This window comes from Rhizobacter sp. P3_B12 (assembly GCF_056402895.1).
In genome coordinates this window covers 1-2,403 of record NZ_JBFUGN010000939.1, presented here as the reverse complement: position 1 = coordinate 2,403, position 2,403 = coordinate 1, and the positions used below count along the sequence as shown (strand labels likewise).

The 2,403-nt window shown below is 73.7% G+C and carries 3 protein-coding genes; all 3 read left to right on the top strand.

The window, feature by feature from the left end; translation table 11 throughout:
• On the top strand, positions 1-768 hold a 768-nt coding region (locus tag AC1D01_RS30400), incomplete at its 5' end, for an ABC transporter permease (RefSeq protein WP_477873068.1).
• An 8-nt stretch (positions 769-776) separates the two neighbouring features.
• A complete protein-coding gene (locus tag AC1D01_RS30395) occupies positions 777-1,595 on the top strand; it encodes an ABC transporter permease (protein WP_477873066.1) in 819 nt (272 codons plus the stop codon).
• Positions 1,592-2,403 (top strand): ABC transporter ATP-binding protein (locus AC1D01_RS30390; RefSeq protein ID WP_477873064.1); only part of this gene is annotated, 812 nt, incomplete at its 3' end. The genes AC1D01_RS30395 and AC1D01_RS30390, both read left to right, overlap by 4 nt.

Below are 2,403 nucleotides of genomic sequence, written 5' to 3'. Positions count from 1 at the left end.
CTCGTGCGCTACGGCCGCTGGCTGCGTGGCCTGGCGAGCGGCGAGCTCGGCCGCAGCGTCGCGTACGACGCACCGATCGCCGAGCTGCTGGCCGAGCGGCTGCTCGTCACGCTGCCGCTCGCGCTGATCGCGATGGTGCTGACGACGGTGTTCGCCCTCGCACTCGGCGTGTTCGCCGCGTCGCGCCACCGCCGGCTCGGCGATGCCGGCGTGATGGCCTTCAGCCAGCTCGGCATGGCGGTGCCGAGCTTCTGGTTCGCGATCCTGCTGATCCTGGTGTTCGCGGTGAAGCTGCAGTGGTTCCCCGCCGGCGGCTTCGCCGGCTGGGACGAAGGCCCGGCCGCGGCGCTGCGCTCGCTGCTGCTGCCGGCCGTCGCACTCGCCGCGGTGCAGGCCGCGATTCTCGCGCGCGTGACGCGCAGCGCGGTGCTCGAGGTGATGCGCGAGGATTTCGTGCGCAGCGCGCGCGCACAGGGCCTCGGCCGGCGCGCCGTGCTGTGGCGCCATGTGCTGCGCAACGCGCTGGTGCCGGTGCTCACGGTGATGGGGCTGCAGTTCGCGAACCTGCTGACCGGCGCGATCGTCGTCGAGAAGGTGTTCGCGCTGCCGGGGCTCGGGCTGCTGGTGTTCCAGGCGATCGCGAACCGCGACCTGCTGGTGGTGCAGAACGTGGTGATGCTGTTCGCGGCGGCGGTGATCGCGATCAACTTCGCGGTCGACCTGCTGCTGGTCGCGATCGACCCGCGGCTGAAGGCGGGCCACCGATGAAGGCAGCCATGAGACGCCACCCGAGCTTCGTCGCCGGCTGCGTGCTGGTCGGGCTGTGGCTCGCCGCGGTGGGGCTGTCGCTCGTCTGGACGCCGTACCCGCCGACCGAGATCGACATCCCGAACAAGCTGCTGCTGCCGTCCACCGCGCACTGGCTGGGCACCGACAGCCTGGGGCGCGACATCGCGTCGCTGCTGCTCGCCGGGGCGCGCACCTCGCTGCTGGTCGGGGTGGCGGCCGTCGGGCTCGGCGCCGTGCTCGGCACCGCGATCGGCCTGCTCGGCGCGGCCCGGCGCGGCTGGCTCGATGCGCTGCTGATGCGCAGCGCCGATTTCAGCTTCGCGTTCCCGGCGCTGCTGACCGCGCTGATGCTGGCCGCGCTGGCCGGGCCGGGGATCGTCACCGCGGTGGCGGCGATCGCGGTGTTCAACGCAGCGGTGTTCGCACGCATCAGCCGCTCGGCCGCCGGCGCGGTGTGGTCGCGCGATTTCGTGCTGGCCGCGCGCGCCTGCGGGCGCAGCCGCCGGCAGATCACCTTGGACCATGTGCTGCCGAACATCGCGGCGCCGCTGATCGTGCAGGTGACGATCCAGTTCGCGGTCGCGATCCTGGCCGAAGCGGCGCTCAGCTACCTGGGCCTGGGCGTGCGGCCGCCGCAGCCGAGCTGGGGGCGCATGCTGAACGAGGCGCAGGAGATGATGTACCAGGCGCCGCACCTCGCGCTGTACCCGGGCATCGCGATCGCGCTCGCGGTGCTGGGGCTGAACCTGATCGGCGACGGGCTGCGCGACCTGCTGGACCCGCGCCTCGACGGGCAGCGCCGATGACGGGCACGCTGCTGGAGGTGCGCGACCTGCGCGTGAGCCTGCCGTCGGTGCACGGACCGGTGGAGGCCGTGCGCGGCATCGACCTCACGCTGGCGCGCGGCCGCACGCTCGGCCTGATCGGCGAGAGCGGTTGCGGCAAGTCGATGACGGCGCTGGCGCTGATGGGCCTGCTGCCGGATGCGGCACGGGCGACCGGCAGCATCCGCTTCGATGGGCAGGAGCTGGTGGGCCTCGACGATCATGCGATGTGCGCGCTGCGCGGGCGGCGCATCGCGATGGTGTTCCAGGAGCCGATGACGGCGCTCGACCCGCTGCAGCCGCTGTGGCGCACGGTGTCGGAACCCTTGCGCGTGCACCGCGGGCTCGATGCGCGCAGCGCACGCGCCGAGGCGCTGCGCCTGCTCGAGCGCGTGCAGCTGCCGCAGGCGGCGCAGCGGCTCGATGCGCGGCCGCACCAGCTGTCCGGCGGCCAGCGCCAGCGCGTGATGATCGCGACGGCGCTGGCCTGCGGGCCCGAGCTGCTGATCGCCGACGAGCCGACCACCGCGCTCGACGCGACGCTGCAGCGCGAGATCCTGGCGCTGATCGGCACGCTGGTCGCCGACGGCGGCATGGCCTTGCTGCTGATCTCGCACGACCTCGACCTGATGGCGCGCAGCGTCGAGCGCGTGATGGTGATGTACGGCGGGACGGTGGTGGAGGAGGGCCCGGGCGCGCAGGTGCTGGCGGCGCCGGCGCATCCGTACACGCGCGGGCTGGTCGGCGCGCGGCCGCGGCTGGGGGCACCGCGAGGGGCGCGGCTCGCGAC

Excerpts from the sequence above, each read along its gene's own strand:
- AC1D01_RS30395 (WP_477873066.1), top strand. The coding sequence starts at position 777 with ATGAGACGCCACCCGAGCTTCGTCGCCGGCTGCGTGCTGGTCGGGCTG.